At 73.6% G+C, this 8,125-nt stretch carries 6 protein-coding genes and 1 pseudogene; 1 reads left to right on the top strand and 6 read right to left on the bottom strand.

All coding sequences use genetic code 11. From position 1 onward, the window contains the following. Positions 1-71 precede the first annotated feature (71 nt). The 4 genes from ACFWZ5_RS41750 to ACFWZ5_RS41765 form a co-directional block, all read right to left on the bottom strand. Entirely contained in the window at positions 72-1,448 is a 1,377-nt protein-coding gene (locus ACFWZ5_RS41750) for a wax ester/triacylglycerol synthase family O-acyltransferase (RefSeq protein WP_384790134.1), read from the bottom strand. Positions 1,449-1,571: 123 nt separating this feature from the next. After that, complete coding sequence (glgC, locus tag ACFWZ5_RS41755; protein WP_384790131.1) at positions 1,572-2,795, bottom strand: glucose-1-phosphate adenylyltransferase; 1,224 nt, start codon at positions 2,793-2,795, stop codon at positions 1,572-1,574. Between the two features lie 67 nt (positions 2,796-2,862). After that, positions 2,863-4,026, bottom strand: coding sequence for a glycogen synthase (gene glgA / locus ACFWZ5_RS41760; RefSeq protein WP_384790128.1), 1,164 nt, complete (start codon positions 4,024-4,026; stop codon positions 2,863-2,865). A gap of 37 nt (positions 4,027-4,063) precedes the next feature. Beyond that, positions 4,064-4,837 (bottom strand): (2Fe-2S)-binding protein, encoded by a 774-nt coding sequence (locus tag ACFWZ5_RS41765; RefSeq protein WP_384790137.1) that lies wholly within the window; start codon positions 4,835-4,837, stop codon positions 4,064-4,066. A 268-nt stretch (positions 4,838-5,105) separates the two neighbouring features. Between ACFWZ5_RS41765 and ACFWZ5_RS41770 the strand changes: the two genes are divergently transcribed. Then, the gene (locus tag ACFWZ5_RS41770) at positions 5,106-6,293 is read left to right on the top strand and encodes a DMT family transporter (RefSeq protein ID WP_384790125.1); all 1,188 of its coding nucleotides are present in this window, start codon (positions 5,106-5,108) and stop codon (positions 6,291-6,293) included. A gap of 62 nt (positions 6,294-6,355) precedes the next feature. On the opposite strand, the gene ACFWZ5_RS41775 is transcribed toward ACFWZ5_RS41770, so the two are convergent. Together ACFWZ5_RS41775 and ACFWZ5_RS41780 are read right to left on the bottom strand one after the other, a co-directional pair. After that, positions 6,356-7,705 carry a transglycosylase family protein gene (locus tag ACFWZ5_RS41775; protein ID WP_384790122.1) on the bottom strand — a complete coding sequence of 450 codons (1,350 nt, stop codon included), beginning with the start codon at positions 7,703-7,705 and terminating at the stop codon, positions 6,356-6,358. Positions 7,706-7,824: 119 nt separating this feature from the next. Continuing rightward, a pseudogene (locus tag ACFWZ5_RS41780) lies at positions 7,825-8,028 on the bottom strand (acetylxylan esterase); the annotation flags it as partial. Positions 8,029-8,125 lie beyond the last annotated feature (97 nt).

The following is an 8,125-nucleotide window of genomic DNA, read 5'->3' on the forward strand; positions in this document are numbered from 1 at the left end:
CCAGCCCGTCCGGCGTTTGAGGACGAGGCGCGCAGCGCCGGATAAAAGGGGGTCCTAGGGGGCGGAGCCCCCTAGTTCGGGAAGGGGCGGGTCCGGGGCGCACCCGCGAGGGACCCGCACGCCTCCACCAGCTCCCCCAGCTCCGCGGCGACGCACCGCGCCAACCCCTCCAGATCCGGCACCGCCACCGCATCCGCGAGGAGCCCGAAGTGCACCCGCCCCCGGTACGTGGAGACGGCGACCGCGAGGGCGTGGCCACGGGCCAGCGGGGCGAAGGGGTAGACCTCGACGAGCGGGCAGCCGCCGAGGCGGAGGCCGAGGCTGGGCAGCGGCACGCTGGTGACGAGGAGGTCGAAGAGCAGCCGGGCCCCGTGGGCGACGGCCGGCCCCCCGACGCGATGGCCGAGCGGCGGCACACGGTCGGCGAGAAGGGCCACGGCACCCGCACCCCGCGCGGGCCCGGCGTCCTTGTTCCGGTCCATCGCGGCACGCACGGCCCCGAGCCGCCCCAACGGCGCGGGATCGTCGACGGGCAGCCGGACCAGATAGCCCGAGAGCCGGTTGCCCTGGGGCTGCGCGGAGCGCGGACGGCGACGCGAGACGGGGATCAGCGCACGCGGCGCGACCCCCGCGCTGCCGTCGCCCCGCTCGTCGAGCCACCGCCGCAGCGCCCCGGCGACGACGGCGATCAGGACGTCGTTCACGGTCCCGCCCACGGCCTTGCGCACCCGGTGCACGTCGTCGAGGTCGAGGACGACGCCCGCGGTGCGGCGCGTGCCGGTCGGCCGGGCGGTGAGGGCGGCGGACGACCGTACGCCCCAGGTGGCCCGCGTCACGGCCGCGCCGATGTCGAGCGCCTGCCCCACGTCGGCGACCGCCGACCTGACCGTCGAGACGACGGCCCCCGGCAGCCTGCGCGGATCGAGGGCGTGCCACCACGGCGGCTCAGGACGGGGGCACGGCTCCCGGCCGGGCGGCAGCTCCACCGGGTCCATGACGGCCGCCGCGAGCGTCAGGGCGCGCAGGCCGTCGGCGAGCGCGTGGTGGAACTTGAACAGGACCGCGAAGCGGCCGCCGTCCGCCCCCGGCAGCACATGCGCCTCCCACGGCGGCCTGTCCCGCTCCAGGGGCCGCTGCATCAACGCGCCCGCCGCCGCCTGGAAGTCGTCGGCGGGCGGGGCGAGCCGGACGTGGTCGAGGGGGTCGAAGCCGGGCGCGGCCTGCCGCTGGGCGCCGCCGGGCGGCAGCAGCACGTGCCGTATCCGCAGGCGCAGTCCCGGCACGGCCGCCGCGCGCGCGGCGAGCAGCTCGGCGGCGTGGGCCGCGGCGGACGGCGCTGCGGCGTCGAAGACACCGAGCGCCCCCAGGTGCATGGGGTGTGCGGGGGACTCGATGCTCCAGAAGGCGAGGTCGAGTGGTGCGAGCAGGTCTGAGCTCTCGGAGGCCATGGCTTGCTCTCGCGTCGACGACGGGAAGCCAGCAGCCAATCACCACCCGACAATTACGGTCAAGTACGATCTAGATACGCATAGTTAACAATCGGTCAGGGGTCGGTCCCCGTTCGCGACCGGTCAGGGAGCCGGCACCGACTGCCCCTTGCCCAGCGCGATCACCCCGCCCTTGGACACCGTGTACAGCTCCTCGTCGCGGTCCGGGTTCACGCCGATCGTGGCGCCCGCGGGGACGTCCACGTTCTTGTCGAGGACGGCGCCGCGGACCACCGCGCCGCGGCCGACGCGGACGTTGTCGTGCAGGACCGAGCCCTGGACGACGGCGCCCTCGGCGACCGTCACGCCCGGGGAGAGGACGGACCGCGTGACCTGGCCGCGGATGACGCAGCCGGGGCTGACGACCGACTCGCTCGCGATGCCGCCCGCGCAGAACTTCGCGGGCGGCAGCTGGCCGGGGTGCGTGTAGATGGGCCAGCGGCGGTTGTCGAGGCTGAAGACGGGCTGGTCGGAGATCAGGTCCAGATGGGCTTCGTAGTACGCGTCGAGGGTGCCGACGTCGCGCCAGTAGCCGTGCTCCCGGGCGCTCTCGCCGGGTACGTGGTTGTCGTCGAAGTCGTACACCTGGGCCAGGCCGCGGTCGGTGAGCATGGGCAGGATGGAGCCGCCCATGTCGTGGGCGGACGCGTCGTCCTCGGCGTCGAGCTGGAGGGCGTCGACGAGCGCCTTGGTGGTGAAGACGTAGTTGCCCATGGAGGCGTACACCTGGTGCGGCGAGCCGGGCAGGCCCGGCGGGTCCTTCGGCTTCTCCAGGAAGCGTTCGACGCGGGTGCCGTCACGGGCGGGCGTGATGATGCCGAACTGGGCGGCGTCGGCGCGCGGCACGCGGATCCCGGCGACCGTGACGCCCGCGCCGGACTCGATGTGCTGCTTGAGCATCTGCCGCGGATCCATGCGGTAGACGTGGTCGGCGCCGAACACCGCGATGTAGTCGGGCTGTTCGTCGTGGACCAGGTTCAGGGACTGCAGGATCGCGTCCGCGCTGCCCAGGTACCAGCGCGGGCCGAGGCGCTGCTGGGCGGGGACCGGCGTGACGTAGTTGCCGAGGAGGCTCGACATCCGCCAGGTGGTGGAGACGTGCCGGTCGAGCGAGTGCGACTTGTACTGCGTCAGGACGCAGATGCGCAGGATGTCGCCGTTGACGAGGTTGGAGAGGACGAAGTCGACCAGGCGGTACGTACCGCCGAAGGTCACCGCCGGTTTCGCGCGGTCGGCGGTGAGCGGCATGAGCCGCTTCCCCGCGCCGCCCGCCAGGACGATTCCGAGCACCGAAGGTCCGCCGCGCATCGCCGCCCCCTGTCGCCATGTGTACTCGTGTGCCGCTGTGTGGACGTGTCGCTGTATGGACGTGTCGCTATGTGGACTTGAGCAGTTCCTCGTACACCTCGACCGTGCGCCGGGCCACCGCGTCCCAGCCGAACGAGCGCACCGCGCGGTGCCGCCCGGCCGCGCCCATCGCCGCGGCCCGCCGCGGATCGGTGGCGAGGTGGTTCAGCAGCAGTCCGAGGTCGTGTTCAAAGCGCTCCGGCTCGTGCGGGTCGTACGGGACGAGCAGGCCGGTCGTACCGTCCGCGACGACCTCGGGGATGCCGCCGACGCGGGAGGCGACGACGGCGGTGCCGCAGGCCATCGCCTCCAGGTTGACGATGCCGAGCGGCTCGTACACCGAGGGGCAGACGAACACCGCGGCGTGGCTGAGGAGTTGGACGACCTCCGGGCGCGGCAGCATCCGCGGGATCCAGTGGACGTCGCCGCGGGACCTGCTCAGCTCCTCGAAGAGGGTGCGGAACTCCCGGTCGATCTCCGGGGTGTCCGGGGCGCCGGCGCACAGTACCAGCTGGATGCCGGGATCGAGCCCGTGTGCGGCACGCAGCAGATGCGGCACGCCCTTCTGGCGGGTGATGCGGCCCACGAACAGGACGTACGGGCGGCCGGTGTCGATGCCGTGGCGGGCGAGGGCGCTCCTGCCCGGGTCGGGCGCGTACAGGGCGGTGTCGATGCCGTTGTGGACGACGTGCACCTTCGCGGGGTCGACGGCCGGGTAGCAGGACAGGATGTCGCCGCGCATGCCCTGCGACACGGCGATGACGGCGTCGGCGGCCTCGATGGCGGTGCGCTCGGCCCAGCTCGACAGGGCGTAGCCGCCGCCCAGTTGCTCGGCCTTCCACGGGCGCCGCGGCTCCAGGGAGTGCGAGGTCATGACGTGCGGGATGCCGTGCAGGAGCTTGCCGACGTGCCCGGCGAGGTTGGCGTACCAGGTGTGGGAGTGCACGAGGTCGCGGCCGGCGAGGGCGGCGGCCATCGAGAGGTCGACGGAGAGCGTGCGCAGCGCGTCGTTGGCGGTGTCGAGGGCGCTCCAGGCGCGGTGGCCGACGGCGCCGTCGACGGTGCCGTCGCCCCAGCAGTGGACGTCCAGGTCGGTCAGGCCGCGTAACTCCCGGGCGAGGAACTCGACGTGGACGCCCGCGCCGCCGTAGACGTCCGGCGGGTACTCGCGGGTGAGCAGTCCCACTTTCACGAGCGGAGCCCCCCGTCGTCGGCCGGCTCCCTCATGGTCACCCAGACGTGGCCGCGGGGGAAGACCGCTGCGGCGGCCGGTCGAAACAGCAGTCGCCGCACAGGCCGCCGTTCGGGCAGCGGTAGTACAGGCAGCAGCTGCGGCGCCGGAAGGCGGTGCCGGTGAGGGTGCCGGTGGCGGCCAGGTCGGGGTCCGCGAAGAGGGCGGCGGCGAGGGCCAGGGCCCGCTCCCCGACGTCGGGGCGCCCGACGCGCTCCGCCCACGCGTGCAGTTCCCGCACGGCGCCCGCGAGCGCCGAGCCCGCGTTGCCCCGCAGCAGCGCCGGTGAGATCCGGTGGCGGGCGCGCAGGGCGGCCGCCAGGGGCGCGAGGTGTCCGTCCACGACGACCTCGCGGACGCGGGCGGCGTCGGCGGGGAAGGTGCGGGTGCCGTCGAGCCACAGGTCGTCGGGTGACGTGCCGTCCGCGTCCCAGTGCAGCCGCTCCGGGTCGAGGTCGGGCACGAGGCCGTGGATCGCGGCCGGGCCGAGCGCCAGGGACCACAGCCGGGCGGCGAGTCCGAGGTGCGCGACGGAAACGCCGATACGCGTCTCGGGCGCCGCGAGGCGGGCGGCGACTTTCGTGACGCGAAAGTCCAGCGGGTCGCCACTTTGGCTACTCTGGGTAATTCCACCGCCCTTTTCCGTGGCGTTTCTCCGGGCGCGTGAGCCCTCTGCGTACACGCGCGTCAGCGGCACATGGCCCCCGCCGCAAGGCCTTTCCGTGCGCAGCGCGAAGAATCCGCCGACGGACGCGACCGTGCCCCAGTCGATGGCTGAAGTGGGAGGTGTCATCGTGGAAGTACAGCAGGCCGTTCCGGCCCAGGGGTAACCAGACCTGGGGAGGACATATGGGAGGTCGTACTCCATCGGGAGTAGGACAGATTGACTGCTCAGGGACGACGACGCGGTGCGCTCCGCGCGACATCGTGGTGAACATGGAAGCCGACCGTTCGCCGCACCGGAAGTACCGGACGCACCAGGACCGCACGCTCCGGGACCATGGGCCGTCCCGGCCGTCCCGTGCCGCCTGGAGCGCCTCATGAGCGGCCTCGCGCTGTCCGTCCTGCTCTCCCTCGTCTCCGCCGTGGCCTACGCGGGCGGGGCGATCCTCCAGGAGCAGGTGGCGGCGACCGCCGCGGAGCAGCAGTACGCGCCGCTGCGCCGGGGAGCCTGGTGGGTCGCGGTCGTCCTGAACGGCCTCGGCGGCCTGCTGCACGTCGTGGCGCTCGCCTTCGGACCGCTGAGCCTCGTACAGCCCCTCGGTGCCCTGACGATCGTCTTCGCGCTGCCCATGGCGGCCGTGTTCGTACGCCGCAAGGCCGGGGCCACCGCGTGGCGCGGCGCCATCATGGCGACGGTCGGCCTCGCGGGCATGCTGTCGCTGACGCGGGCCACCGACTCGCAGTCCCTGGCCGACGCCGAGCGCGTCGTGCTCGCGCTCGGCACCGGCGGCGCCGTCGTCGCCCTGATGCTCCTCGCGCACGCCGCCCACCGGCACCCCGCCGTGCGCAGCGTGCTGCTCGCCACGGCGGCGGGCATCGCCTTCGGCATCTCGTCGGTGTTCACCAAGACGGTCGCGGTGGACTGGGACGCGCACGAGCCGCTCCTGCGGCAGGTGCCGAGCCTCGCCGTGATCGCGATCCTCGCGGTCAGCGGTCTGCTGCTCTCGCAGGCCTCCTACCGGGGCGCGGGCCTCGCGGCGCCGCTGTCCACGGTCACGGTCGTGAACCCGGTGATCGCCGCGGCGGTCGGCCTGACCCTGTTCGGCGAATCCTTCCGCTACGGCACGACGGGCACGGCGGTCGCGCTCGCGTGCGGTGTCGTCGCGGCGGGCGGCCTGATCCTGCTGACGACGGAGCGCATCGGCGCGACGCGCCCCGCACAGGACACGGCGCCCCGCGCGGAGGAGGCCGCCGAGCCCTCGGCCGCCGCACCCGCGGCGACCGACGCCCCCGCGCCCGCCACGACGGCCGCCCGCGTCACCGATGAGCCCTCTCCCACCGCCGCCGAGCACGGCGGGGCACCCGCCATCAGCGAGCAGCGCAGGCCCGCTCACGATGACGACGAGCTGGTGGTGCCCGACCGCCCCGAACAGCTCGTGGTGCCCGACCGCCCCGAGCAGTTGGTGGTGCCCGACGCGCTCACTGCCGCGCTCCAGCCCCTGGCCCCGGCCCAGCCCATGGCGAGGGCGTTCCCGCGCGCCGACGCGGGCGCGGCACACGCCTAGCGGAGCCCCGTACTCCGGTACTCCGAAGGGCCCGTACTCCTAAGGGCCCGTACTCCGAAGGGTCAGATCCGGACCCCGCGCCCCCGCAGATACGCCAGCGGATCGATGTCCGACCCGAAGCCGGGCCCGGTGCGGATCTCGAAGTGCAGGTGCGGACCCGTGCTGTTGCCCGTCGAGCCGGAGCGGCCGATGCGCTGGCCCGGCACGACCTTCTGCCCGGACTTGACGGTGAGCGCCGACAGATGGCCGTACTGCGAGTACCGGCCGTCGGTGTGCCGGATGACGATCTGGTAGCCGTAGGAGCCGCCCCAGCCCGACGAGACGACCGTGCCCGCGGCGACCGCCTTCACGGACGTGCCGGTGGGCACGGGGAAGTCGACGCCCGTGTGGTAGCCCTTCGACCAGGAGCTGCCCGCGGCGCGGTAGGGCGTGCCGGTCGACGCGGCGACGGGTGCGGTGGCGCCGGACGCGGAGCCCGCGGGCTCGGCCTTCTGCCGTCCGGCCGGTGCGGTGTCGCGCTTCGGCTTCGGCGCGGGCTTGTGCGGCTTGGCCGGTTTGTGCTCCTTGACCGGGGGGCGGGCCCGCTCGGGCCGCGGCTCCGCCCGCTTGTCGTGCTTCTTCTCCGGCTGCTTCTCCCGGTGTTGCACGGGCCGCTTGTCGCGCTCGGGCGGTGTCCTGCGCTCCGGCGGCTTCAGGGGCCGCTTCTCCTTGGGGTCGCCGCCGCGCAGCGACAGCTTCTGGCCCGGGATGATGTAGTTCGGGTCGGCGCCGATGGTGCGGCGGTTGGTCTCGTACAGCTGCGGCCAGCCGCCCCGGACGCGGCGGTCGTCGGCGATGCCGGAGAGGGTGTCGCCGCGGACGACCGTGTACATCCGGGCGGTGCCCGCCGTGGACTGCGGTGTGACCTCGGGCTTGACGTCCTTGACCGTGCGCTGCGGGGGCTTTTGCGCCCGGGGCGCGCCGTCGGTCTTGGCGGCGCCGGTCGACTTCTTCGCCTGCGGGGCGCCCGCGGGCCTGAGGTCGGGGGTGTCGCCGCCGCGGGTGAGGCCCGCCCGTACCGAGCACACGGGCCAGGCGCCGGGTCCCTGGCCGTCCAGGACCTTCTCGGCGACGGCGATCTGCTGGTCCTTGGTGGCGAGGTCGGCGCGCGCCGCGTACGCCGTGCCGCCGTAGGCCTCCCACGTGGACTGGGTGAACTGGAGGCCGCCGTAGAAGCCGTTGCCGGTGTTGATGCTCCAGTTGTTGGTGGACTCGCAGGCGGCGACCTTGTTCCAGGTGTCGACGTCCGCGGCGTGGCCCGTGCCCGCGGAGACCAGGGGCAGGGCGAGTCCGGCGCCACCCGCCGTGACGGTGAGCGAGGCACGGTTGATCCGGCTCGGCTGGTACCGGCGATGCCGGCCTCGTAAGGCCATGAAAGCCCCCTCAGACACACGACGGACTGGGCACACGTCAAGCCACAGGACAAGGCCGCAAGCTAGCCGGTCGGCCATGGCTGTGACAAGGGCCCGGTGCTGAGGGGGCGTTGAACCGGTCAGCTCCTCAAATGCCCCGGAAGCCACCGCAGTTGCACATCCTGCAGAAACACGCCGCCGCCCTCGTGGTCGTTGAATTGATAGACCTCCATCGACCGCTCACTGCCCGCATAGGAGTTGAAGGCGGCGAAAACCGTCGAAGGCGGGCAGGTCTCGTCCTCCAGTGCCGCGGAGAACAGCGCGGGCGCGCGCCCGCGCGCCGCGACGTGGACGGCCGGGGAGTACGAGAGCTTGGCGGCAGCAGGCTCCTAGCGGGCGCGCCCGGGGCGGAGGTGGGGGGGGAGGTCGATGAGGGTGTGG

Source organism: Streptomyces sp. NPDC059003 (assembly GCF_042740445.1).
Taxonomy (GTDB): domain Bacteria; phylum Actinomycetota; class Actinomycetes; order Streptomycetales; family Streptomycetaceae; genus Streptomyces.

What these genes read in the sequence shown, in the direction of transcription:
- ACFWZ5_RS41750 (WP_384790134.1), bottom strand. Translation starts at nt 1,448, where the DNA reads ATGGCCTCCGAGAGCTCAGACCTGCTCGCACCACTCGACCTCGCCTTC.
- glgC (WP_384790131.1), bottom strand. Translation starts at nt 2,795, where the DNA reads ATGCGCGGCGGACCTTCGGTGCTCGGAATCGTCCTGGCGGGCGGCGCG.
- ACFWZ5_RS41775 (WP_384790122.1), bottom strand. Translation starts at nt 7,705, where the DNA reads ATGGCCTTACGAGGCCGGCATCGCCGGTACCAGCCGAGCCGGATCAAC.
- ACFWZ5_RS41770 (WP_384790125.1), top strand. Translation starts at nt 5,106, where the DNA reads ATGAGCGGCCTCGCGCTGTCCGTCCTGCTCTCCCTCGTCTCCGCCGTG.